This window comes from Dyella acidisoli (assembly GCF_030160295.1).
Classification (GTDB): domain Bacteria; phylum Pseudomonadota; class Gammaproteobacteria; order Xanthomonadales; family Rhodanobacteraceae; genus Dyella_B; species Dyella_B acidisoli.
The window spans coordinates 245,909-271,173 of sequence record NZ_BSOB01000004.1; the positions used below are offsets into that span (position 1 = coordinate 245,909).

Annotated in this window: 17 protein-coding genes; 9 read left to right on the forward strand and 8 right to left on the reverse strand. The window is 60.6% G+C overall.

Annotated features, from left to right (window positions below; genetic code table 11):
• Window positions 1–209 precede the first annotated feature (209 nt).
• The 4 genes from QQJ86_RS01995 (at window position 210) to QQJ86_RS02010 (ending at window position 6,371) form a co-directional block, all read left to right on the forward strand.
• Window positions 210–3,407 carry an efflux RND transporter permease subunit gene (locus QQJ86_RS01995; protein ID WP_284319221.1) on the forward strand — a complete coding sequence of 1,066 codons (3,198 nt, stop codon included), beginning with the start codon at window positions 210–212 and terminating at the stop codon, window positions 3,405–3,407.
• Complete coding sequence (locus tag QQJ86_RS02000; protein WP_284319222.1) at window positions 3,397–4,587, forward strand: efflux RND transporter periplasmic adaptor subunit; 1,191 nt, start codon at window positions 3,397–3,399, stop codon at window positions 4,585–4,587. Before QQJ86_RS01995 ends, QQJ86_RS02000 begins: the two co-directional genes overlap by 11 nt.
• Window positions 4,574–6,001, forward strand: a complete 1,428-nt coding sequence (locus QQJ86_RS02005; RefSeq protein ID WP_284319223.1) for an efflux transporter outer membrane subunit — start codon at window positions 4,574–4,576, stop codon at window positions 5,999–6,001. The genes QQJ86_RS02000 and QQJ86_RS02005 overlap by 14 nt, the downstream gene beginning before the upstream one ends.
• A 190-nt stretch (window positions 6,002–6,191) precedes the next feature.
• Window positions 6,192–6,371, forward strand: a complete 180-nt coding sequence (locus QQJ86_RS02010; RefSeq protein ID WP_284319224.1) for a hypothetical protein — start codon at window positions 6,192–6,194, stop codon at window positions 6,369–6,371.
• Here QQJ86_RS02010 and QQJ86_RS02015 read toward each other — a convergent pair whose 3' ends face one another.
• The 3 genes from QQJ86_RS02015 to QQJ86_RS02025 all read right to left on the reverse strand — a co-directional run bounded on the left by QQJ86_RS02015 (window position 6,372) and on the right by QQJ86_RS02025 (window position 13,283).
• Window positions 6,372–7,142 carry a polysaccharide deacetylase family protein gene (locus QQJ86_RS02015; RefSeq protein WP_284319225.1) on the reverse strand — a complete coding sequence of 257 codons (771 nt, stop codon included), beginning with the start codon at window positions 7,140–7,142 and terminating at the stop codon, window positions 6,372–6,374.
• A 316-nt stretch (window positions 7,143–7,458) separates the two neighbouring features.
• Window positions 7,459–10,536, reverse strand: coding sequence for a TonB-dependent receptor (locus QQJ86_RS02020; RefSeq protein WP_284319226.1), 3,078 nt, complete (start codon window positions 10,534–10,536; stop codon window positions 7,459–7,461).
• Between the two features lie 260 nt (window positions 10,537–10,796).
• The gene (locus QQJ86_RS02025) at window positions 10,797–13,283 is read right to left on the reverse strand and encodes a protease pro-enzyme activation domain-containing protein (protein WP_284319227.1); all 2,487 of its coding nucleotides are present in this window, start codon (window positions 13,281–13,283) and stop codon (window positions 10,797–10,799) included.
• Between the two features lie 971 nt (window positions 13,284–14,254).
• On the opposite strand from QQJ86_RS02025, the gene QQJ86_RS02030 reads away from it, so the two are divergent.
• Window positions 14,255–15,319, forward strand: coding sequence for an IS30 family transposase (locus tag QQJ86_RS02030; RefSeq protein ID WP_284319228.1), 1,065 nt, complete (start codon window positions 14,255–14,257; stop codon window positions 15,317–15,319).
• A gap of 249 nt (window positions 15,320–15,568) precedes the next feature.
• On the opposite strand, the gene QQJ86_RS02035 is transcribed toward QQJ86_RS02030, so the two are convergent.
• From QQJ86_RS02035 to QQJ86_RS02055, 5 genes are all read right to left on the reverse strand, one after another.
• Window positions 15,569–16,570, reverse strand: a complete 1,002-nt coding sequence (locus QQJ86_RS02035; RefSeq protein ID WP_284319229.1) for a FecR family protein — start codon at window positions 16,568–16,570, stop codon at window positions 15,569–15,571.
• A gap of 5 nt (window positions 16,571–16,575) precedes the next feature.
• Window positions 16,576–17,157 (reverse strand): RNA polymerase sigma factor, encoded by a 582-nt coding sequence (locus QQJ86_RS02040; protein ID WP_284319230.1) that lies wholly within the window; start codon window positions 17,155–17,157, stop codon window positions 16,576–16,578.
• Window positions 17,158–17,701: 544 nt separating this feature from the next.
• Window positions 17,702–18,694: a FecR family protein gene (locus QQJ86_RS02045; protein WP_284319231.1), complete on the reverse strand. Its 993-nt coding sequence runs from the start codon at window positions 18,692–18,694 to the stop codon at window positions 17,702–17,704.
• A gap of 5 nt (window positions 18,695–18,699) precedes the next feature.
• Window positions 18,700–19,245: an RNA polymerase sigma factor gene (locus tag QQJ86_RS02050; protein ID WP_284319232.1), complete on the reverse strand. Its 546-nt coding sequence runs from the start codon at window positions 19,243–19,245 to the stop codon at window positions 18,700–18,702.
• A 10-nt stretch (window positions 19,246–19,255) separates the two neighbouring features.
• A complete protein-coding gene (locus tag QQJ86_RS02055; protein ID WP_284319233.1) occupies window positions 19,256–19,960 on the reverse strand; it encodes an STN domain-containing protein in 705 nt (234 codons plus the stop codon).
• 724 nt (window positions 19,961–20,684) lie between these two features.
• On the opposite strand from QQJ86_RS02055, the gene QQJ86_RS02060 reads away from it, so the two are divergent.
• The 4 genes from QQJ86_RS02060 (at window position 20,685) to QQJ86_RS02075 (ending at window position 25,265) form a co-directional block, all read left to right on the forward strand.
• Complete coding sequence (locus QQJ86_RS02060; protein ID WP_284319234.1) at window positions 20,685–22,304, forward strand: ShlB/FhaC/HecB family hemolysin secretion/activation protein; 1,620 nt, start codon at window positions 20,685–20,687, stop codon at window positions 22,302–22,304.
• 103 nt (window positions 22,305–22,407) lie between these two features.
• Window positions 22,408–24,165, forward strand: a complete 1,758-nt coding sequence (locus tag QQJ86_RS02065) for a DUF2341 domain-containing protein (RefSeq protein WP_284319235.1) — start codon at window positions 22,408–22,410, stop codon at window positions 24,163–24,165.
• A gap of 10 nt (window positions 24,166–24,175) precedes the next feature.
• Entirely contained in the window at window positions 24,176–24,580 is a 405-nt protein-coding gene (locus tag QQJ86_RS02070; RefSeq protein ID WP_284319236.1) for an ExbD/TolR family protein, read from the forward strand.
• Window positions 24,581–24,590: 10 nt separating this feature from the next.
• Window positions 24,591–25,265, forward strand: coding sequence for an energy transducer TonB family protein (locus tag QQJ86_RS02075; RefSeq protein ID WP_284319237.1), 675 nt, complete (start codon window positions 24,591–24,593; stop codon window positions 25,263–25,265).

The following is a 25,265-nucleotide window of genomic DNA, read 5'->3' on the forward strand; positions in this document are numbered from 1 at the left end:
GGCGTCATCGGTTCCTCGCCGTTATTTCCGCGAGGATCGAAATCCAGTTTCGATATGGCGCGAAGCATTCGAAACTGGTTTTGTGTTCTTCTGACGCGTATTCGAACTGAATTGACCAGCTTCGCTGTTGTAAAGCGTCTCGGCCTTCGCCGGGATGACGAGCAAGAAAAGCAGGGGGGCGTATCGGCTAATCCCTGGAGCCCATCCACATGCTGAGAATTGTACGGCTTGCGCTGGAGCGGCCTTATACCTTCGTCGTTCTCGCGCTGCTGATCCTGATCGTCGGACCGTTGGCGGCCTTGCGCACGCCCACGGATATTTTTCCGGACATCAAGATCCCGGTGATCGCGGTGGTGTGGCAGTACACCGGCCTGCCGCCGGATCAGATGGCAGGACGTATCGCTTCGCCGTTCGAACGCGTGCTCACTACGACGGTAAACGACGTAGAGCACATCGAGGCCAAGTCGATTGCCGGCTTCGGCATCATCAAGATCTTCTTTCAGCCCGGCGTGAACATCGCCACTGCCAACGCGCAGGTGGCCGCGGTGTCGCAGACGATGCTCAAGCAGCTGCCGCCAGGCATCACGCCGCCGTTGATCCTCAACTACAACGCATCGACCGTGCCGATCGTGCAGCTCGCACTGTCGGGTAAGGGCCTGAGCGAACAGAACCTCGGCGATCTCGGCCTGAATATCCTGCGTCCGCAGTTGGTGTCGGTGCCGGGCGCGGCGATTCCCTATCCCTACGGTGGCAAGACGCGCCAAGTGCAGATCGACGTGGATTCCGCGGCGCTGCAGGCGCGCGGACTTTCCGCGCAGGACGTGGCCAATGCGTTGGCGGCGCAAAACCTGATCATTCCAGTGGGTACGCAGAAGATCGGCACGTTCGAGTACACGCTGAATCTCAACAACGCGCCGTCCGACATCAACGAACTGGGCAACCTGCCGATCAAGCAGGTGAACGGCACCACCATCTATATCCGCGATGTGGCGCATGTGCGCGACGGCTCCCCTCCGCAGACCAACATCGTGCACGTGGACGGCAATCGCTCGGTGTTGCTCAGTGTGCTCAAAAATGGCTCAGCTTCCACATTGGCGATCGTTGCCGGCATCAAACAACGATTGGCCGACAGCAAGGGCCTATTGCCGGACAACCTCAAGGTGGCGCCGATCGGCGATCAATCCTTGTTTGTCCGCGCGGCGATCACCGGCGTGGCGCGCGAAGGCGTGATTGCCGCCGCGCTCACCAGCCTGATGATCCTGCTGTTCCTGGGCAGCTGGCGCTCCACCGTCATCATTGCGGTGTCGATTCCGCTGGCCATTCTCGGCGCGATTGCCATGCTTTCCGCATTCGGCGAAACGCTCAACATCATGACTCTGGGCGGTCTGGCGCTGGCGGTAGGCATCCTGGTGGACGATGCCACGGTGACCATCGAGAACATCAACTGGCATCTCGAGCACGGCAAGGATGTGGAGACGGCGATCATCGACGGTGCCAAGCAGATCGTGACGCCGGCCTTCGTGTCGCTGCTGTGCATCTGCATCGTGTTCGTGCCGATGTTCTTCCTCGACGGCGTGGCGCGTTTCCTGTTCGTGCCGATGGCCGAAGCGGTGATCTTCGCGATGGTGTGCTCGTTCATCCTTTCGCGCACGTTGGTGCCGACGATGGCGAAGTACTTGCTGAAGCCGCACGCGCCGCATGTCGGTGAGCATGGTCAACACGTGACGCCGCCACCGTCGCGCAATCCGCTGGTGCGTTTCCAGCGTGCGTTCGAGGCGCGCTTCGAGCGCATCCGTAGTGTGTACCACGGCATGCTGGAGCTGGCGTTAGCGCATCGCCGGCCGTTCGTCATGGGCTTCCTGGCGTTCGTGCTGGTGTCGTTTCTGTTGGTGCCGTTCCTGGGCCGCAACTTCTTCCCAGACGTGGACGGCGGCCAGATCCTGATGCATGTGCGTGCACAAGTCGGCACGCGCGTGGAAGAAACCTCGAACCTGTTCAACCAGATCGAGAGCACCATCCGCACGGTGATTCCGCCGGAGGAAGTGGGCACGGTGGTGGACAACATCGGCCTGTCCAACAGCGGCATCAACACCACGTACAACAACACCGGCCTGGTCGGCGAGCAGGATGGCGACATCCAGATCGCGCTTAACGAAGGCCATCGACCGACTGCCGAATACATACGCAAGTTGCGCGAACTTCTGCCGCGCAAGTATCCAGGTGTCACGTTCTCGTTCCCGCCCGCGGACATCGTGAGCCAGATCCTCAACTTTGGTTCGCCCGCGCCGATCGACCTGCAGATTCGCGGACCGAATCTGGCCGCCAATTTCGCTTATGCGAACAGTCTGCTTGGGCAGATCAAGCGCATTCCCGGTGTAGTGGATGCGCGTATCCAGGAATCGCAAGCCAATCCCGGCTTCGATATCAATGTGGATCGCACGCAGGCGCAATTGCTCGGCATCACCGAGCGCGACATCACCAACAGCCTGGTGGTGAACCTTGCAGGCTCCAGCCAGGTGGCGCCGACGTTCTGGTTGAATCCGGCGAACGGCGTGTCGTATCCGATTGTGATGCAGACACCGCAATACGCACTCGACAGCCTCGCGCAATTGCGCAACCTGCCGATCAACGGCAGCAACGGACAGGCACAGGTGCTGGGCGGCCTGGTCGCGCTCAAGCGCAACGACACCAACGCGGTGGTGGATCAATACGACATTCAATCCGTCGTGCAGATTTACGCTGCCACGCAAGGGCGCGATCTCGGCGCCGTGGCAGCTGACGTGCAGAAGCTGATCGCCGCTACCGCCAGCCAGCAACCCAAAGCCTCGCACGTGGTGTTGCTGGGTCAGGTGCAAACCATGAACAGCGCGTTCTCGGGTTTGTTGTTCGGCCTGCTGGGCGCGGTGGTGCTGATTTATCTGTTGATCGTGGTGAACTTCCAATCGTGGAGCGATCCGTTCGTAATCATCACAGCGTTGCCGGCGGCGTTGGCCGGCATCGTGTGGATATTGTTCGCCACGCACACACCGCTGTCGGTGCCTGCATTGACCGGCGCGATCATGTGCATGGGCGTGGCGACCGCCAACTCGATTCTGGTGGTGAGCTTCTGCCGCGAGCGCCTCGCCGAACACGGCAATGCCGCCGTGGCCGCGCTCGAAGCTGGCTTTACCCGTTTCCGCCCGGTCTGCATGACGGCGCTGGCGATGATCATCGGCATGGCACCGATGGCGCTGGGCCTGGGCGAGGGTGGCGAACAGAATGCACCGCTTGGCCGCGCCGTGATCGGCGGCCTGATTTTCGCCACCTGCGCGACGCTGCTGTTCGTGCCTGTGGTGTTCAGCATCATCCACGCGCGCCATGCGGAAAAAAGCGCAGACGCTTCCGGAGAACCAAGCTATGTCGTCTGAAGCAACGATCCATTCCTCGCAGAAGCTGTCCAAGAGCGGCTTGCGTCTTGCCGGCATCGTGGTGACGGTCATCCTCGTCGCTGTCGTGGTCATCGGCTTGATCACGCGCGCCACACAGGCAAGCAGCCTGAAAACCTGGACGCAGGAACAGGCCGTTCCCACTGTCAGCGTGGTCGTGCCAGAACCAGGCAAAACGGGTTCCGTGCTGGATCTTCCTGGTCAGCTGCAGGCCTATACGCGCGCGCCGATCTACGCGCAGGTCAGCGGTTACCTGAAAGAATGGAAGACTGACATCGGCGCACCGGTGAAGGCTGGCCAGTTGCTCGGTGAAATCTTTACACCGGAACTCGACCAACAGCTGCAGCAGGCACGCGCCGATCTCGCCAGCACCAAGGCGAATGCGGATCTCGCCGGCGTGACTGCAAAGCGCTGGCAGGCCATGCTGGGCAGTGATTCGGTCGCACAGCAGGACGTTGACCAGCGTACCGCCGATTACACCGCCAAATTGGCGCAGATGAAGGCCGCGCAAGCGAATGTCGATCGCCTGGAAGCGGCCAAGGCTTTTGCGCGCATCGTGGCGCCGTTCGATGGCGTGGTGACGGCACGTGATACCGACGTCGGCGCGCTGATTAATGCCGGTGGCGGCACGGGTCCGGAATTGTTCGTGGTGTCGGACATCCACAAGCTGCGCGTGTACGTGCAGGTGCCGCAGCGTTACGGGCCGTCGATCCGGCCTGGCAGCAATGCGGTGCTGATGGTGCCCGAATATCCTGGCCGCGAATTCCATGCGCAGGTTGCCGCGACATCGAACGCGGTTAACACCACGTCCGGCACGACGCTGGTGCAGTTGCAGGTCGACAACGCCGATAGCCAACTCATGCCGGGCGCCTTTGCACACGTACGCTTCAATCTGCCGGTGGATACCACCGCGTTGCGCGTGCCGGCCAGCTCGCTGATCTTCGACAACGCCGGCTTGCGTGTCGCCACCGTCGGCGAGGGCGACAAGGTTGCCTTCAAGAAGGTCAACATTCTTTTCGACTACGGTAAAACAGTCGAGATCGGTTCGGGCCTCAGCGCGGGCGATCGTGTGATCGACAGCCCACCCGACGGCATCAAGGACGGCGATGCCGTGAAGATCGCCACCGACGACGCAACGGCCAAGCCTCATGAAAAAGCTTGAGTCCCTGCTTCCTTTCGCGATCATGCTGGCGCTGAGCGGATGCTCGCTCGCACCGGCGTATCAGCCGCCGGCTACGCCGCCGGCGCAGGTGTATCGCGACATGGGTCCGTGGGTAGCCGCGCAACCGTCCGATCAAACGCCGCGCGATAACTGGTGGCATCTCTACAGCGATGCCGATCTGGACGCGCTGCAGACCAAGCTGCTCGCCAACAACGCGGATCTCGCTGCGGCCTTCGCGCATTACCAGCAAGCGCAGGCGTATGCGATGCAGGCGCATTCGGAGCTGTTTCCGCAGATCGGCCTGGGTGCGACGGGGGTGCGTGAGCGCCAATCCGATCATGCGCCGCCGCTGCGTAATCCGAGCGCGCCGGCGGACTACAACGTCTACACCATGGGTGCGCAAGCCAGCTACGAGGTCGATTTGTGGGGCCGCGTGCGCAACACCGTCGAAGCCGGCCGCGACAACGCGCTGGCTGCTGCTGCGGATCTGGCTTCCGCGCAATTGAGCTTGCAGGCGCAACTGGCCGACAACTACATGCAATTGCGCGGACTGGATCAGCAGATCGAACTGCTGCAGCAGACCATCCAGGCTTACGAGAAAGCGCTAAAGCTCACGCAGACCCTGCATGCCGGCGGTATCGTCTCTGGCCTCGACGTTTCGCGCGCGCAGACACAGCTTTCCGATGCGCGCTCGCAATGGTCGCAAGCACTCGCGCAACGCGCCTTGGTGCAGGATGCCATCGCCGTGCTGGTTGGCGAGAACGCGGCAAACTTCAGTCTGGCGGCACATGCCGACGCGATGGGGGTGCCGGTGGTTCCGCTTGATGTGCCATCCACCTTGCTGCAACGGCGCCCCGACGTAGCCGCAGCGGAGCGGCGTGTTGCAGCCGCGAATGCTGGCATCGGCGTTGCGCGCGCGGCATGGTTTCCATCGCTTACGCTCAACGCGCAGGCTGGTTTCCAAAGCACGGGTTGGGCAAATCTGCTGACCGCCGGCAATCGCATCTGGGCGCTCGGTCCGACGCTCGCCTTCGATCTGTTCGATGGCGGTTACCGCAAGGCCACCATCGCCGCGGCGAAAGCCAAGACTGATGAAGCGGGCGCCACGTACCGCGGAGTGGTTTTGACCGCCTTCCAGCAAGTGCAGGACAACCTGGCTTTGCTCGACCACCTTGGCACCGCCAGCGCCAATCAAAAAGATGCCGCGGATGCCGCGCAGCATGCGCTGGATTTGTCGATGAGCCAGTACAAGCACGGTGCCGTCAGCTATCTGGATGTCGTGCAGGCGCAAACCACGGCGTTGCAAGAAAAGCGCGGGCTGCTGCAGCTCGATACACAACGCCTGCGTGCGAGTGTGCAGCTGATCCGGGCCTTGGGTGGCGGTTGGTCAATAGAGCAGCTCGCTCAAAAGTGAGGCTTAAAAGCCCCTCTCCCTTCGGGAGAGGGGTTGGGGTGAGGGTACGACCAGCGCGCGATGGTAAAGACTTGCAGAAGCCGTCATCATCATCATGCCTCGCCTTAGCTCTTACTCAGCCCCCTCTCCCAGAGGGAGAAGGGGAATGGCGCGGGGCCATGAAACATCAAGCCATGAGAATGAGCCCGGCATGACCAAGCCCAGCACCGACACAACGATCAACAAAGACGGCAACACCGACGCCAGCGTACCGCCGGGCGCGATGCATGGCCCTCATCACAACGCGCTGGACATGGCTGAAATCGCGGCGCACGACGAGGTGCAGCACGAAGATGCGCTGCGTAATTCCTCGTTGCGAGTACCGCGTTGATTAATTGATGGCGCTGTTGTTGCCGGACAGCTGATCGGGCAACACAAACTGAAATCCACGCTGCTCCAACTGCGTAAGCAGCTCGTCCAACGCAGCGGCCGTGGCAGGTTTTTCGTGCAGCAACAGGATGGACTGATCTTCCGTCTGTTCTAGGCTCCAGTGAAGAATCTGCTCGGGCTGAGTCATCCAGCTGTCTTCACTGTTGGCATTCCACAGCATCTGCTTCATGCCTGCCGATTGCGCCATCTGGGCCACGAGCGGTGAAGTCGCGCCGTAGGGTGGACGGAAGTAGTAGGGGCGCCGACCGGTTAGTTCCGCAAGGCGCTGGCTGCATCCGTCGATCTGGTGTTCAAGCACGGGTTTTGAAGAAACGGTATCTAGCTTGAGGTGATCGTAGCTGTGATTGCCAATCAGGTGGCCCGCACCTTCAAGCTTACCGAGCACGTCCTGATTCGCATCGTTGATGTGGCTGCATACAAGAAAGAACATGGCGCGTGCATGATGCTTGCGCAGCGTGGCCATGATCTGCTCATCCACGCCGTAGCCATACGGACCATCGTCGAACGTCAGCACTGCGTATTTGCGTCCTGCCAGGAAATCGCTCACCTTGCGCAAGCTCAAGCCGCTGGCCTGCTTCACATTGCCGTCCGCCTGATCAAGCACGAAACGCGGCTGCGTCATCCCACGCCCGGTCAACAGCATGGCGTACAGGAAGAACGTCAGCAGTATTCCGAAGGTTGCTATATAGCGGCGGTAAACGTACAGCAGCATGGATGTTCGCTCGTCGAAAGGTTTTCGGGGATCGCTCCGCGTCTGAGTGAATAAGACGTAAGAGACCTGCCAAATCCCTACTGCGCCTTTCCGCTTCTCTTGCGCTGTGGGCACGGGGTCTGAAGCATGGGTCATGCCAAGCGCAGTCGGGCTATCCCAAGGGGGCCAAATCCCGGTCAAGATGGAATGGCTGAGCCAAGAGGAATGTGATCGGGTTCACCTGAGGGGGAGGAAGTTCTAGGCGGAGTGCCTAACTTGCCTGTGGCTTACAGCCGTTCTTCACTTCCATATGCGGGAAAGTGACCCACAGCGTCCGTTAGTGCCCCGCGCCATTCAGGCGCATATCCGCCAGCAGCAGAATCTCCCGCCCGTAGATGTTGTAGTTCTGGTTGTTGAAGTACGGGTAGGACACATACCCCATGTCACGCGGAGGCATCTTGTTGGCGATGTTGTTGATCAACAGCGAAAAACCAAGATTGCGCGTGGGCCGATAACTGGCGCTGGCATTGAAGGTGATCCACGGTGACACGTGACCCGCACCGATACCGTTGTTGGCCGCGGCGAAATTGGGTGACGGGCCGTAGCGATGCCCGTACAGCGTTCCCGTCCAGCGTCCGCCGGGGCTGGTCCAGGTGACGCTGCCGTTCAAGATGCTCTTGAACTCGGTGCTGTATTGCGCATTGGCGAGCTGGTTGATCGGCAGCTGGCCGGAAGCGATCTGAAAGTCGTGCTTGAGCACGTCGTTGTAATCAAACTGCACATCGAGCATGCCGAGGTGAAAGAGCGGAAAGTGATACCGCGCGCTGCCCATGATCGATTTCGTCACCTCGTTGGCGAGGTTTGCGTAATACGTCGTCACGCTGGTGATCGGCCCGTAGGTGTAGGCGCGGTGTATCTGGTTGAAAGCTGCCTGGCACGCAGCGGAGTGGGGATCGCGCTGGCCAAGCAAGCATTGCGCATCCGTCTGCAGCACGGGATCAAGAACCTGTTGCACAACTTCGTTCTGAATGGCGATGTGCAGGTAATCCACGCTCAAGTCCAGTCCATCCGCGGGCGACCAGACGGTTCCCAGTGTCCAGCTTTGTGCAGATGTTGGCTGCAATTTCGGATTCGCCAACGTCGTGCCCTGTACGCCGTACTGATACGCCGTGCCGCACGTAGCGCTGTTCGCGCGCGCGCATTGGTAATAGTCGGTGATGGTGGTGTAGTAGTCGGTGGGACCCAAGAAGATGGATGAAAGATCAGGCGCCTTGAACGACGTAGTGTAGTTGCCGCGGATCAACCAGCTAGCCAGCGGTCGATATTCCAGACCCGCCTTATACGTGAATTTGCGATTGTTGCTGCCATGATCGAGCGCGTAATAGTCGTAACGCCCCGACAGATCCATCGTCAGCACTTTCAGCAGCGGTAGATTCCATTCGAATGCAGTGGCTGCGTGAAAGCGCTTGCCGCCTCCGCCCGTCGCGGCATGATCGTAAATGGCACTTTGCGTAAACAGGGGATTGACCGGTTCGTACCATGCCTCGCTGCCGCCTTCCAGCAGTGCGGCGAATCCGGCGTCGCCGCCGGGCAGGGCAAACAGCGAGGCATTGCTGAGCGTGGCTCGCGTAGTGTTGATCCAGGTCCGGCTGGATTCGTCCACGCCTTGCGTGAAACTCGCATACTGCGCTGGCGTAAGCGCCTGAAAGAATGCGCGGTAATTGGGGTTGTATAGATTCAAGCCGGACTGGGGATCCACGCCAAGCACGGGCCCGAGCAGGGTGTTGAAGTACGCATCGATCTTCGTCTCGATCGCCAGCGGTTCGATCACCTCCGTGCGATCACCGCTGCGCAGGTAATAGACATCCCAATCCCAGCCCGAATCGCCCCAGCGGCCGTTGGCGCCGATATCGGCCTGGTAAAGCAGGTCATTCTGTCGATACATCTGGCCCGCTGCACCGCCGGGCATTTCTTCGGGTGCGAAGAATCGTTCCAGAGTCAGGTAATGACCGGTGCTGGCATCCTCGATCCCGCTATGCGGAAGGTCATCGGAAAACCAGGCGGAAGGGCCGGGGAACCAGCGTTGCTGCTGCGAGTTCACCATGGCGTCGCCATAGAACCTCACGTGATCGTTGAGCTGATAGGCAAGTTTCAGCATGCCGTCCACGTTGCGCAGCTGATTGCTGTAGGTGGTGTAGCCGTTGAGCTTGCTTGCGCCGCAATAGTCACCCGGCGGATTTGGCGCTTTGCTCGTTACCAACACCGTGCTTCCACCAAAAAGCTGCTGTGCACAGCCGTTTGGCGGAGGGATGTAACCCAACTGATTGCCGTTGAACGTAGCGGCTGTGCCGAAGTCGAGCACAGCAGCCTGAGTGCTGGGCGTACCTCCGTCACTGGCTGTCAATGGACGTTGATAGCCCCAGATCGCGGACTGGTTGTCGAACTCGATGGCCGCCAGCACGCGCCACTTTCCGAAGTCATGGCCGTAGGCCCCGCTGAGGCGCTGGCTGGCGCCGCCGCCATCCGAATAACCGCCCGCCTGCACGGTGATTTCGCCGCCCTCCATGTGCGATCGCGTGACGATGTTGATCACGCCACCGATCGCCTGCGAGCCGTAGATCGACGATGCGCCGCCGGGCATCACGTCGATATGGTCGATCAGGGCGACAGGCAGATTGGATACGCTGTTGAAATTGATGGTGCCGTTGTAGAGCCGACCAAAATTGGCGACCGGCTTGCCGTCGAGCAGGATCAGCGTGAACTGTGGGCCCAGCCCGAAGAAGCTCACCGTCTGGGCGCCCTGCGTGAACGAACCTGCCGCTTGCGGCCCCTGCGTCGAACCTGTCGCCAGTACGGAGTTCTGCAGCACCTCGGCCAGGCTATTGAAGCCGCGCGCGCGGATCTCCGCAGCGGTGATGGTGTAGGTTGGCGTGGCGGTCTGGATGTTTGCGTTGCTGATCAGCGAACCGCTGACGGTCACGGCGTTGAGCGTTTGAGGCTTTTCTTCGATGACCGGTGCGGCGATCGTGGTTGATGACGGGTGAAAAATCGCCGGCGGTTCCAGCACAAACGTGAATGCGTTGACGATTTTCCAGCTCACGCCCGTGCCGGCGAGCAGCCGCTGCAAGGCTTCGATCGGTGTGAAGCGTCCGGCCACGCCGCGCGTGGTCTTGCCGTTTACCAGCGCGGGATCGTAGACGATCTGGATATCGCCTTGCGCCGCCAACGCATCCAGTGCACTGCGCAGTTCACCGGCAGCCACCGAATAATGGCGTGTCTTGTTCGCCGCTTCGTCCGCCACGACGGGCGGGGATGTGAGCACTGCAGCAACGCACAACACCAGCGGTTGTGCGCACGCAAGCATGCAGCGAAGCAGGGAGCCCGGCTTTCCGGCATTACCCAGGATGTGCGGCATGCGAATCCGCAGCATCCGTCCCCCACAGCTTCGGCGCATCCCCGTCTTTTGCCTCCCAGTCCCATCCCCACAAAGGGACATGTCCACAACCCGCTCTGCGGCAGGCGGTTTGATGATAGGACAAGGCAGACCGCTCGTGCGGTCGAATATTCATAAAGCGCGCTCGATACGGAACGCAGGGCACGTGCAGGTTGAGGTTTACCCCCAACCTGCATGAGCATCCCAACTTCGGCGCGCGTCCCTGCGCACCGAAAACCCCATCAGAACGACAGGCTCCAGCTGTTGAGCGTGCCGTAATCGCCGTAGTACTGCGGATCGTTGTCGATGACCTTCAGCTTCCACGTGCCATTGGCCGGCACCGACGAGGCATTCACCGTCCAGGTGGTGTTGATGTTGCCGTCGTCGCCGTAGTCCGGGTTCTGCAACACGGCGTACGCACCGTTCGGGGCAACCAGCTCGATGGTCAGGTCGCCCGACCAGTTGTGCGTGATGTTGGCGCTTACCTTCAACGTGGATGACGCATTACCCGTCCGGCCGGTCACCGCGATGCTGCTGGTGATGGTGGCGTTGTCATTGATCACCACTTGCTTGTTGTTGCTGAACACGCCGCCCGTACCGCCACCGCTGCTGCTGGTCACCGTTACCGAAGCGGACTTGGTGTTGGTGGCGCCCGTGCTGTCCTTAACGGTCAGCGTGACGGTATAGGTGCCGGCCGCCGCATAGGTGTGGCTGGGGCTGGCCGAGGTGGACGTGCTGTTGTCGCCGAAGTTCCAGGCGTACGAGCTGATCGTGCCACCCGTATCGGTGGAGCTGTTGGTGAAGCTCACCGCAAGGCCATTCACCGTATCAGTGAAGTTGGCCACCGGGTTGCCGGTGGTGGTGCCACCGCCACTGCTGGAGCCGCCCCAATACTTCGTGACGTAAGCATTGAACTTGGCGACGTCGAGACTGCCCCAGCCGGTGGTGTTGTCGTAACCCGCGGCAGCGTTGTAGCCGTAGCCGTTGTAACCGTTGTTGCCCGAGGTCACGTCATGCAGCGGCGTGGCGTCCTTGGGGAAGTAGGTGTACATGTTCTGCGTCGGCAGACCGAGCGAGTTGTTGTTGGCCGACTGGATGCGTGCCCACATGCCCACGAACAGCGGCGATGCCAGGCTGGTGCCGCCCACCTGCTGATTGGCCTGGCCATTGATCACGATCAGGGCGCCGGAACCGGAGGCTGCATCGAATGCCACGTCCGGCACCTGGCGCTTGGTCACCGACGAACCCAGTGCGGATGTCTGCCATGCAGGCGCGTTCTCGAACAAGCTGACGCCACCGCCCGTGGCCCAAAGGCGCTCGTTGTTGTCGCCATTGCTCGGATTGACCGCGGCAAGGCCTTCGTTCCAAACCGTCTCGCCCGCCCAGGTGGTGTTGCCGTTGGTGCTGAGCGTGGTGCCGCCCACTGCCACGACGTTCGGCGAGGAAGCCGGTTCGCTCACGCTGTAATGGCTCAGGTCGATCTGCACCGTGCCGCTGGAATTGGCGACATAGCCCGGTGCGCCTGCGGTGGGATCGCTCGACCACTGATACACGCCGGCATCGCCCGACGAGACGGAGAACGTCTGGCCCTGCGCAACAGCCTGCGCGAACACCTTGTCGTCGGCTGCCTGCGTGCCGGAATTGTTTGCCGCCGTCTCATCTTCGCCCAACGATACGTTGATCACCTTGGCGACGTTATCCGTCACGGCTTGGTTGTAGGCGGCGGTGATGGCTGCGTCGGTCAACTGGCTGTCATTGGCATCGCCGTTGATCGCCGCGTAGAAGATGAGCTGCTTCACACCGCCGGACATCGCCACGATGTCCTGGCTGTCCAGATCCCATTCCGACGGATCGCCGTCGTTGGCGAGCGTGCCGGTGCCCGCGGCGACCGTCTTCGTGTTCACCGTGGCCAAGCCGGCGCTGCTGGTGAAGGAGTTGAGATCGCTGATCGTCTGGGTCATGTCACCCCAGGTAATGATGCCGACCACGGTGTTGGAAGCGGTAGGCGTGCTGCCCACATCGTAGATCTGCGGAAAATCGGTGGGATTGTGGCCAGTCACACCCGCGGTCGCTTGCGTTTTGATCGCGTCGCTGCTGATGCGATGTGACATCACATGCGGCTTGGCGTAATCCTGCAAGCCCAGCACGCCATCCACGATGCTACCGAGCGATTGCGGCACCGTCACATCCGTGGCGTTGGCGTAGTGCGCCTTGCCCTTGAAGCTGAAGGTCTTCATGTTGGCGTTGAACGCTGCGTTGGCATTTGCCGCGCTACCGTCCGCCGAGACCAGCATATTGTTCGGCGACACCTTGATGTTGCGGAAGCCGGACGTTTGCAGATGCGCGACCACCGCCTGCACCTGTGCATTGGTTGGCGCGTACTGCGCCTTGAACTGTGCGGGCGTCAGGAAGTGATGGTAATTCGCACTGCCGGGCTGATTCACGGAAGCGAGAAAACTCTGCAGCTGATCAACATTGCGCAGATTAAGACTCACTTCCACGTGCAGCGGCTTGCTTTCTTCCAGCGGCGCGATCTGTGTGGCATCGATCGACGGATGCCCGGTCATCACCAGCTTGGAAACCTTGGTGCCTGTATTTTCAATACCTGCATGCGTGCGCGTCCCCACGCGCGTATCGGCACCGTGCGCCGAGACCGACAACAGCGCCAGCGACAACGCCGCCGGCAACAACAATGGACGAACCCCCAAAACCCCGTAATGCTTCGACATGTATGAACTCCCAAATTTTTCAGGGCAAACGAAGCCGATGCGGCTCGCAAGCCTCATGCGTTAGTTATGGCCGCACATGCGGCACGTCGATTCACAGCGATGCCGGCGCGCTGGATTGAACTCTCTGAACGGCTGCGTCCCCTAAGGGATGCCCCGACTCATTCCACGCAGGCGTCACCGCCCCTGTGTGTCCGCAACTCTTCGGTCCATCGTCTCGACAGACATCCAGTCTGCCTTCGCCGATGGCCCTGTGATCTGCGAACACACAGGGGCGGTGACACCTACGCGGAACGAATCAGAGCATCCCAAGATCCCTCACGCAGTCCGCATTGCAGCGTCGCCGATCAATAAGACGGGGTCGTTGAAGACATCCCTACCTGATAGACGTTAGGAAGCATTGTTGATTGCAATGTGCGTAACGTCATATGTGAATTGGAACGAGATAAATTTTGTTTCGTCATGTTCGTGCAAGCAGGGGGCCTTTTTTGCTCTTGGCGGTGCTGCTGCATTTTGTGTTGTTGTGGCATTGCCTGCGGCGCTTTCGGACGCCGTCGGCGCCCGAGTCACTTTTCTTTGCGGGCCCAAAGAAAAGTAACCCAAAGAAATGGCCTAACAGGCTCACAGCATGGGGAGGCTCACAGCATGGGGAGGCTAAAAGCCTGAACGTGTATGGCTAGATAGGTGGTTGGTCGCCCAAGGTTCTACGCCCCCGCTATACCGCGAGGCGTCGAAGCGCTGAGGACTTAAGGCAGATCTCAGCCAAGCTCAACCTATCGGCAAGCGCGCTTTAAGCCCTCAATGCTTCGACGCCTCGCGGTATAGCGGCGCCGTGGAAGCTTGGCCCGCCAACGATCAAAGCAAGGCGTCATCCTTCAGGCTTGTAACCCATGCAATGCCATGAGCTCTTCAGGCCATTTCTTTGGGTTGGCGGTCTCTAAACTCAAGTGCAACACCCCCGATTGAGGTGCTGTATGGGACAGAGTTACCACCATCTGAGCGCGGAAGAACGTGGCGCCATCATGGTCGGCAAGGCGCGCGGTGAGAGCGCCCGGCAAATGGCGGCATGGTTGAACCGTTCTGCCAGCACGATCTGGCGAGAATTGGCGCGCAATGGCCATCGTGAATCTTCCGAAGGCCCCGTTATGGGGCGACCGCGCTTGACCTATGACGCACAACGGGCCGGGCGACGGGCGGCCAAGTTACGTCACAAGCCGCGCCGCCCACGCAAATTGACGCCCGATTCGCCCCTGTGGCATCAGGTGCGACAACGGCTAGCTCAGCGCTGGTCACCTCAGCAGATCAGTCGCACACTGCGACGACAGCACCCTCATCAAGCGGATTGGCACGTGTCGCACGAGAGCATCTACACCGCTATCTATGCGGCGCCACGCGGGCAGTTGCGCCGAGAGCTGGTGGCGCTATTGAGGCAGCACAAATGCGCGCGTCGTCCTCGCGCACGAGGTACGGATCGACGTGGCCAGATGCCGGATTTGCCCAGCATCCATGATCGGCCAACGGAGGCGAACGAACGACTTTTACCCGGTCACTGGGAAGGTGACTTGATCATGGGGGCCCGCAGCACGCCGCCCGTAGGCGTACTCGTGGATCGTCAGACCTTGTTCCTAAAGTTGGTCAAGTTGCGGGGTAGCTCGGCACAGGAAGCCCTGGAAGGATTCAGCCGCGCCTTCGCCCCCTTGCCGGCATCGCTGCGCAAGACACTGACCTACGATCAGGGCAAGGAGATGGCTTTGCATAAGACCTTGTCCCGTCGTACGGGATTGGCCATTTATTTCGCCGATCCGCACAGTCCTTGGCAACGTGGGATCTGCGAAAACACCAACGGTTTGCTACGCCAGTATTTGCCTAAAGGAGAAGACCTCTCCATGTACACCCAACGTCAGTTGGATGCGATCGCACGCCAACTCAATCTGCGCCCACGGGCCACCTTGGATTTTCATTGTCCGGCTGAAATGTTCATGCGTGCGCTGGGACGTCACGATCTGGCTCAGCAGATTGATGATGCACTTCTAGATTGACTCCGCCGTTACTTTTCCTTGGGCCAGCAAAGAAAAGTGACTCGGGCCCTTTAGGGGTCGAAAGCTCCGAAAGCGCCGCAGGCAATCCCCCAACAACACAACATGCAGCAGCATCGCCAAGAACAAACAAGGACTCCTGCTTTCGCAGAAATGACGGCTATGTGAGTTCGTAGGCTGGGATGCAATCCCAGCACTATGTTGTCGACATGCATGGTGATGCTGGGATTGCATCCCGGCCTACGCGTTTCGTTAGCGAGACAATACGATCTGCTTGTCGCCAACACGCTTGGCGCGAATCGACCAGCCTTGCTGCAACATTTGCAGCAACGTCTGCTGATCGCCAGTGCGGAAAACGCCGCTGATGTGGATGTTCTGCAAGGACGGATCAGCGATCTCGACCTTGGTGTAGCTATAGCGATTCATCTCGGACAGTAGCTGCGGCAGGCGCCAGTCGTGCACGAACAGCTTGCCCTGCGTCCAGGCTTGCGCTTGCTGCATGTCGATCGCACGCACGGGAGTAATGTTTCCGCTTTGGTCAAAGCTCAGGCCTTGACCGCCGATCAGCGATGCACTTTGTTCGCTGCTGTTCGCCGATTGTGTGGCGATGGCCAGCTTGCCCTTCAGCAGCGCCACATCGGTAGCGCCGTCATCGAGGCGTACCTGAAACTGCGTACCGACCGCCGTGACCGTGCCGCTGCCGGCATGCACCACGAACGGCCACGCATGATTACCCTGTACTGAAAATTGCGCCCGGCCACGCAAAAGGTCCACGCGACGTGTACGCGAGCTGTAGCGAACAACTACTTCGCTATCCGTATCCAGCAACACCGACGAACCATCCGCGAGCTGCTGGGTGCGTTGCTGGCCGGCCGTCGTCATGTACGCGGTACCGACGGGATCGCTGGATGTCGACAACCAGCGGGGCAGGGCGACGGCGGCAACGAGTATCGCCAGGCCCGCCGCCAGCGCGGGAAACAACCAGCGGCGCGGTGCATGTGTCTCAGGTTCGCGGCGCAGGGCGCGGTTCGCCGCGGCGAGAATGGCCGGGTCTTTCACCGCCTCTGCGCTGCGCTTCCAGAGTATCTCCAGTTCGCGGTAGGCCACGGCATGCTTCGGGTCGGCATGTCGCCAGCGCTCGAATGCGGCGCGTTCCTCCGGCGGGCAATCCGCGTCGAGCAGGCGCGCAAACCAATGCGCGGCCTCGTCTTGCGAGCCGGCATGCACGCCCTGGTTCGTATTTTCCCTGTCCATGCCCATTACAACGTTTCCGTAGACGAATCACCTACCTTACGCCGCAACTGTGTAAGCGCGGTGGCAAGGTGCTTTTCCACCATCTTCATCGAGATGCCGCAGCGCTCGGCGATTTGCGCATGGCTTAAGCCGTGCACGCGCTTGAGCAGGTAGACCCGCTGGCACTTGGGCGGCAGTTCCATAATGGCCCGGGTCAGGCGGGCCACCTGTTGGTCGTAAAGGGCGCGCTGTTCCGGGTTGTGCTCGCCGGCGGCTATTTCCAGGCTGTCCAGCGCCACGTGATCTTTGCTGTGATGGCTGAGTGCCACGCGGTACTGGTCATGCGCCACGTTCACGGCGATCCGATAGAGCAGTTGCTTCCAGGCCGAAGGAGGCTCCGACTCCCGGTAGCGCAGCAGCTTGGCCATGCTTTCCTGGGCTGCATCCTCGGCATCCTGCTCGGAGGCCGTCCGCGCGCGCAGAAATTGCAGCAAGCCGCGAAACTGGCTGCGCAGAAACACCTCGAACCCATGCGCATTGGCGCGTACATCGATGGCCGGGACGTCCGGCAAAGGTCCCATCGATGCACTCTCCCGCTTGTCTTTCATCCCCAGTTCCGCACCCAACCCAAAGAGCGTGGTCGAATGTGACGCAAAACGGGGTGGCATGCAAATCGGCGTCTGGTCGCCCCGTTTTTCTCAAGACTCCCCTCCCTCTAAGAGCCAAGGGCTTGAATCGTGCTAAATAAGTATCGGCCGTGACGAGCCGCGCTCGTCCATGATGAAAGGCGCCATCGCAATAGCCGGCGAGCGTAGAGCCCCGATCACCCAAGTGAACAACGCAAGACGGGACGCATATCCCATCACAAGCCTGGCAGGCATTTGTCACACAGGCTGAGGCAAGCTTGATAGAGATCCAAACATCTGGAGCATGTCGTCGTGAATGTATCGGTGCAGCTTGAAAGGAACGAAGTCTCGGGCCTGGAAAATGTCGCAGAAGGGCGAGTTGCCGCTGTACCGGAGGACATCGTTTCACGCCTGCTGGCGATGGGGATGGTACAGAAGTCCCACGATGGTGCAGGGCGTGGCGTAACGCTGCAGCTCACCTCCAAGGGTCTTTCTTTCATTCGGTCAAGCGATCAGTGAGATCCGCTCAACTCAATATCACGATGCCGCCGGGCAAGCTGGTGACCTTGGCGCCGTACGCATCCTTGATCAGTGCAGCGACATCCGCGAGCTGATTCAACGAAAACCGCGCCTGCACCTTCCGTGTGGCCAGTCCGTCATTGGCAAGAATAATTCTGCCCGGGCGATAGCGATTGATTTCACGCACCACCTCGGTCAGCGTCTGGCCGTCGAAAATCAGCACGCGCCGCCGCCATGCCATCGTCGCTTCGACATCTGCGGGCACTACCTGGCCGACGCTTCCGTTGTTGTAATCCGCGCGCTGCGCGGCTTTGAGAACGGCGATCTGCCCCTGATAGTGGAGCGTGGTCGCGCCATCGAGGCCGGTCACCTGTACGCCGCTGTCGTCGCAACGCACATTGCATTTGCCCATCATGCCGACGTCGATGCGTCCACCACCGGCGTATACGCTGATTGGACCATCCGCGACGCCTGTGGCTTTGACCTGAATTTCGCCACTCAGCAGATCGATGCCGCTCATCCGGCCTTCCGACTTGCGCAGGTTGATGGTGGTCTGCGTGTTCATCTGCACCACGATGCCTTGCCCCAGGTCCACTTCGCGTTGCTCGCCCGTGGCGGTGCGATAGTCCGCCGCCATGTCCGACAGCGACGGCCACATTTGCAGCGGCGGATGCATGACCACGAGTGCAGCGGAAGCGGTGACGGCTGCGCCGAGAAAAGCTCGGCGGCTCATGCGTGGCCATGTGGCGGTGCGGTTGGATTGCGCGGCGGCGCGCGTCCGTTCGCCCGCCATCCATGCATGGGCGGCTGGCCCGAGGTTTTCCCACATGCGCCGGGTTTCCGCGAACGCCTCCATGTGCGCAGGGCTTTGCCCGCACCAGTGCTCGAAGGCACGCGCGTCATGGGCGTTAGCCGTGCCTGATGTCAGGCGCAGCAGCCAATGCTGCGCTTCTTTGTGCAGCGCGGCACGGCGGTGGGCCATGTGATCGAGTATCGGCATACCCCTTAAGACTCTTTTCCCGCGCCTGGACCGAACCGCTGAATGACTTTGCGATTGAGACGCTTGCCACAATGTTCGAGCGCCTTCTTCAGTTCCTTGCCCACCATGCGCACAGAGATGCCAAACCGGCGGGCGATCTCCTCCTGCGCCACATCGTCAACACGGGCGGCAATCAGGATGGCACGCTGTCGTTCGGTCAACTCACCAAGCGCCTGTTCCAATACATGTACTTCCTGCTTGGCATGTACCACCCTGGCCGGATCAAGCGTATCCGCGCCGACGTTGAGCAGATCTTCCACCTCGCTGCCAGTGAGGTAGCGCGCATCGGCGTGGCGCTGGTCCGACGCGACATTGATCGCCATGCGGAACAGGTAGCCCGCCGGATTGCTCGACACACAGGAGCTGTCGCCCATGCGCTCGATGCGCAGATAGGTTTCCTGCAAGGCGTCGTTGGCCAGCTCGTCGGAACCCAGGCGGTTTTTCAGGCGTCGCCGCAATTCATGGCGGCGTTCCATGAACAGCCGAAGCAACGGCAATGACGCGGGCTCCATCGCCGGGACCTCAGTGCACGTACGGCAAAGCCGTAGCGCATACCGAAACGTCGCCCGCATGTCCGGGCAGCAACAGCATGGTGATCGGCTGCGGCATGCCGGGGGGGGGCGGCTCAAGCACGAGCTTGTTCAGGGCGTGTCGTACTTCGTAGTCGCGCTGGCCGCTGATGGGCGTTAGCAGCTTGGCTTTTTCGACGTGGCCTGATGAAGCAATCCATATCTGCACGGCGAGCCGATACGTGCCTGGGCGCGTATCGTCCAATTGGCACAGTGCGGCTTCAATGGGTTTCTGGATCTGTCCGGCATAGTGTTCGATCACGGCTTCGCTTTCCTCCACCCCAACGCTTTCTGGTCGCTCACGCACCGTTTTGCCGGCGCTTGCATCTGACTCCGCGAGCTTCAACGTGAACGCCTGGTCGCTGGAATAGCTCGCGACCAGCCCGGTTCCTGCGAGCAACTTTTGTAACGCTTCGGTCTTGTCGAAATTCCCGTGTACGCCGGGGGACCTTCTGCCCTCTGCCAGCGCGTTGTCGACGAGCACCGCTTGCCCGGTGAGTTCGCTATAGGTTTGCAACGCCGTCAGCAGCGATTGCGCAGGTATGTCGAACGCGATGCTGTCATCGATGCGGAGTAGACCGGTCCGCCCAACCGTGGGCGAAGCCGTCTGAGACGGAGTGGAAGCTGTTTCCGCGGGAGATGCCAAAGGCAGCGTCAAACACAAAACCACGCATGCAAACCATGGGAATACGCGATCAAGACCCTTTGTTACGAAAGCGCTGCACGTTGTATGGCCTCCTTGGACAAGTCACAAAGACTATGCCCGCAATGTGACAGTGAATCGCGCGAAAACGTTTTTATCCGCCTCTCCTCCACGTTTGTGAAGAAGCCTTCACGCTCATTATTTCGGTGAAAAAATTTTTCACGACTTCTTCCATGACAGAAAAAGCACGCGCCATATCTCCGTTGTGTGTCCAGACACATGACACACGCATGTCGAAAACCCTTGTCTACGCTCGATCCATGAATTTTTCGTGACAAGGTTCAGTCCCGAACTGAGAAGCCGGTCTATTCGAGCAGGGATGTTGTGGACAGGCAGGGATGCCTTTTCAATTTTTTGCGTCACGCGCAGCGCTAGGCGCTCGCGTGCGGGAATTTTTCGACTCTTGCAAATGGACGGCCAAAAGCCGCCGCGATCAGGATGCGCATTGCGTGATCAGGCAAAAGAGACATCGTCTGCAAGGACTGCGAGTGCCACATGGACGTGGCAGGGGGACGTGCTTGCCGTGTGTTGCGGAGCCGACACGCCACTGTCGTGATTCGGTTACCCGCGGCGCGTTAGCTTCGTGGCATCGATGGGGAGTGCATCAACGGCCCCATGCCGATCAACCCCATGCCAATCAATCGACGGCCGATCAAACGACGCAGGCACGAGGCGGCGAATGAACATGCGACATGGAGGGGATATTCCGGCGCGTTTGGTGTGTCCTTTGGCGGTACTGATCAGCTTGGCGATGGCGTTTCCGCTTGCGGCGCAAACGCAAAATTCGACAGCGCCGGCACCTTCGTCCGCGCCGGCCAACTTTCAGATCAACGAATACCTCGTGCGCGGCAACACCAAGCTGCAGCCGGTAGACATCGAAGGCTCCATGGAGCCTTATCTGGGGCCTGGGCGCAGCATGAACGATGTGCACGCTGCGCGCGATGCCCTGCAAAAGTTGTATCAGTCCAAGGGCTATCAATCCGTGGTGGTGGAAATTCCGCCACAGCAGGTGAAGAACGGCGTGATCCTGCTGCAGGTCACCGAAAACAGCATCGGCCGTCTGCGCGTGGAAGGGGCGAAGTATCACTCGCCGCAGGAAATCCGCGATGCGGTGCCTTCGCTCGCGCAAGGTACCGTGCCCGACTTCAACCAGGTGCAGAAAGAACTCACCGATCTCAATAAACAACCGGGGCGGCAGGTCGTTCCGCTGCTGAGTCCGGGCAGCATGCCGCAGACAATGGACGTTACGCTCAAGGTCGACGACACCTATCCGTTGCACGGCAGCGTGGAGGTCAACAACGACCACAGTGCCTATACGCCGGATCTGCGCACCATCGCCTCTGTTCGCTATGACAACCTGTGGCAGTTGGGACACACGATTTCCGCCACGTATATCGTGGCACCGCAGGATCGGCACGCCACCGAAGTTTATGCGCTGTCGTATCTGGCACCTTTGAATACGGATTGGAGCCTGCTCGGCTCAGCCTACAAATCCAACAGCAATGCCAACACACTGGGCGGTACGACCGTGCTGGGCAAGGGCAATGCGGTAAGCCTGCAAGCGACGAAGCAATTGCCCGTGCTGGGTGGCGACTACACGCAGATGGTGTCGTTTGGCATCAGTCGCAAACACTTCGAGCAAAACATCCAGCTCGGTGGGCAGACGCTGCAGGCGCCGCTTACGTATTACCCGCTTTCGGCGTCTTACACCGGGCAGCGCACCGGCGAAAAATCCACCCTTGGGTTCACGTTTACCGGCAATTTTGGCTGGCGCGGTGTCGGCAGCAGCAACCAGGCGTTCGACAACCAGCGCTACAACGCGCGCGACAACTTTGCCGACCTGCGTCTAGACCTCAACTACGCCCACAGCTTCGCCGGCGACTTCGCCGTTGCAACGCGCGCCAGCGCGCAGGCCAGCACGCAACCACTGATTTCCAGCGAACAGTTCGCGGCTGGCGGCATGAGCAGCGTACGCGGCTATCTGTCGGCGGAAGAAACAGCGGACAACGGTGCGATCGCTTCGGTGGAGCTGCGCACGCCTTCGATTCATTCATGGGTTGGATCGTTCGCCAACGACTGGCGCTTCCACATTTTCGTCGACAGCGCGCGCCTGATGTTGATCGATCCGCTCGCCGAACAGCGCGGGCGCTTCACCTTGCTCAGCACCGGCGTCGGCACGTCGTTTACGGTTTTCCATTACGTGAATGGCGATCTCGAGTACGCCTATCCGTTGCGGGATGGCGTGCAGACCAGGGCGCACGACGGACATCTGCTTTTCAGCGTGAAAGCGGGACTTTAGGGCCCTAAACAGGCTCCAGATCACTTCGGATAGAGGCTCAACGACCATGCGGTACTTCATTCTTCTCTGCACATTGTGTCTGTTGCTGGCGCCAAGATTGAGCATGGCCGGCGAAGCCTCGTGGTGGAACGACGACTGGTCGTATCGCAAACCCATCACGTTGGATACCACGCCCAAGGGTGGCAACCTGACGCAGCCAGTGGGGCGCATGCCGCTGCTGATCCGCTTGCATCCGGGCAACTTCCAGTTCGACGGCGTCGCCAAGACGGGATCCGATCTGCGCTTCGTCGGTCCGGATGGCAAAACGCCGCTGAATTACCAGATCGAAAACTTCGATCCGGTGATGGGCGTAGCGCAGATCTGGCTCGACGTAACGGATCTGCCGAGCAACGGCCAGCAGACGATCTGGATGTATTACGGCAACAGCAAGGCGCCCGCGCTGAGCAGCGGCGCAGCCACGTTCGATGCGGATTACACCTTGGTGTATCACTTCGACGAACAGAGTGGCCAGCCGCCGAAGGATGCGACGGCCTACGGCAACAACGCGGCGAGCGGTGCGCTGCGCATCGTGGATGGCGGCATTGCCGGCAACGCGGCGCGCTTCGACGGTTCCACCGTAATCACGCTGCCGGTGAGTTCTTCGCTCGATATCAAGGAAGGCGGCAGCTTCACCTTCAGCGCGTGGATCAAGCTGGATGCGCTGCCAACTACTGCGACATTGCTTTACGGCCATCGCCAGGACGGCAAGGCACTCTTGATCGGTATCGACAGTGGTGCGCCATTCGCGGAAGTGGATGGTGGCAGTGCACCGCAGCGCACGAGCGCGGGCACGCCACTGAAAGCGGGTCAATGGACACATCTGGCGGTGACGGCCGGCAATGGTCAGATCGTGCTGTACGTCAATGGTCAGCCCTACGCGAATCTCGCCGCTGCATTACCTGCATTGAGCGGCACCGCAACGGTGGGTGGCGACGCAGCGAGCGCGGGTGCCACGCCGGTACCGTTCGCCGCCTTCGTGGGACAGATGGACGAGCTGCGCCTGTCGCGCGTGGCGCGTCCCGCCGCTGCGATCACGGCCGACTTGTTGACGCAAGGTGCGGAATCCAAACTCACGGCCTACGGCGAAGACGAAAAGAAATCGGGCTTCGGCTTCGGCTATTTCGGCATCATCGTCAAATCGGTCACGGTGGATGCATGGGTGGTGATCGCATTGCTGGCGATCATGGCGATCATCTCGTGGCTGGTGATGTGGCAGCGTGGCAGCTACGTGTCGCAAGTGACGAATGCGAACGAGCGCTTCCTGCATCGCTATCGCGAGCTCGGCAGCAATCTGTTGGGCCTTTCCGGCAACCATGTCGCGCCGGCCATGAAGCAGGAGTTGTCCGGTTCGTCGCTGTACCGGCTGTACGAAACCGGGGCCAAGGAAGTGTGGCGCCGCCGCGATGAAGACGGTCGACTGGTGATCGCCAGCGAGTCCATTGAAGCGATCCGCGCCGTGATGGATTCCACCCTGGTGCGCGAGAACCAGGCGCTGTCGCGTTCGATGGTGATGCTTACCATCGCAATTTCGGGTGGCCCGTTCCTCGGCCTGCTCGGCACCGTCGTCGGCGTGATGATTACCTTCGCCGCCATCGCCGCCGCAGGCGACGTGAACATCAATGCGATTGCGCCGGGCATTTCCGCCGCGTTGCTTGCCACCGTGGCTGGCCTGGCCGTCGCGATCCCCGCACTGTTTGGTTACAACTACCTGTTGACGCGCAACAAGGCTGTTACCGCGAACATGCAGGTGTTCGTCGACGAATTCGTCACGCGTCTGGCCGAGCTGCATCGCGCTGCCGATCTTTCCACAGTAGAGAGCTGAGGAGAGCGCCATGCGAGCCCATGACGAAGACAAACCGTACGACGACATCAACATCACGCCGATGCTCGATCTGGCGTACGTGCTGCTGGTGATCTTCATCATCATGACCACCGCGGCGGTGCAGGGCATCAAGGTGAATCTGCCCAAGGCCAGCGCGTCGGTGAGTCTGGCCAAGCCGCAAACGAAGGCGATTACGGTTTCCGATACGGGGCAGGTTTTCCTCGACGCCTTTCCAGTGACCATGGGCGAACTGGAGCAACGGTTGCGCGAACAGAAAGCGCTCACGCCCGACTTTCCGGTGATCGTGAAGGGCGACTCCAACGTGCAGTATCAGAAGGTTGTCGACGTACTCGACCTGCTGCGCCGTCTCGAACTTACGCAGGTCGGTCTCGTGACCGGCAAGCAAGCGAGCTGAGAACTTGGCGATGTCAGAGTCCGGTTACCCAGAGCAGACAGCATGGCGTCGATGGCGCGGACGCATCGTCGCCCTTGTGCTGTTGCTTGCCGCGGCATGGCTGGTATGGATGCTGGCGAGCCATGAAGTAGGCGTGCGCCGCTCGGCGCCGCGCATCGCCACCATCACACCATTGCCCCCTCCGCCTCCGCCACCGAAGGAAAAGCCGCCGGAGCCGAAGAAGGTGGAGGAAACCAAGCAGGACGTACCAAAACCGGCGGAACCGCTGAAACCCGTGCAAGCACCAAAAGCACCGGATGTCGCCAAGCAAATCACCATCAATGGTCCCGCACAGGCCGGCAACGACGCTTTCAACATCGGCGCGGGCGAAGGCGGCGGCATGGTGGGCAGCGGTGGCGGCACAGGCGTCGGCGGTTCCTCTTATGAGCAATACCTGAGCTACGCGCTGCAGGAAGCGATTCAGCGCGACGACCGCACGCGCCGCCTGGTGTTCGAGGTACGCGTGAATTTGTGGCTGTCGCCTGATGGTGGCGTAACGCGCGTACAGCTGATCAAACCCAGCGGTGTCGACAAGACCGACAGCGCATTGCTCGAAGTATTGCGTGGCGTGCGCATCGATACGCCACCACCGCCGACGTTGAGCATGCCGGTGCGCGTTGCGATGCGCGGCTATCGACCTGGATGA